The sequence below is a fragment of the Peribacillus sp. SIMBA_075 genome (genome assembly GCF_046534585.1).
The window spans coordinates 1-269 of sequence record NZ_JAWRYN010000682.1 but is presented as its reverse complement, the minus strand read 5'-3'; the positions used below and the strand labels follow the sequence as shown (position 1 = coordinate 269).

The 269-nt window shown below is 35.7% G+C and carries 1 protein-coding gene; it reads left to right on the top strand.

The genetic code is table 11. The annotated features are described in order from the left end of the window. Positions 1-70: 70 nt before the first annotated feature. Positions 71-269, top strand: a 199-nt coding sequence (locus SB775_RS29915) for a GTP-binding protein (RefSeq protein ID WP_410864877.1), incomplete at its 3' end; no start/stop codon positions are given.

The window sequence follows — 269 nt, the reverse complement described above, 5'->3', positions numbered from 1 at the left end:
ATTGTAATGCGGCAATACACAAATAGAAATGAGGAAATAAAAATGGAAAACGAAATGAGGATATTCATATATGACAACAATAAATATAGGGATTGTAGCGCACGTAGACGCTGGCAAGACGAGTTTGACTGAGCGTATTCTTTATGAAACGAATGTGATTAAAGAAATTGGCCGAGTAGATAGTGGTAATACGCAAACTGACTCAATGGAATTGGAAAGACAACGCGGAATTACGATTAAAGCTTCTGTCGTTTCTTTCTTTATAAATG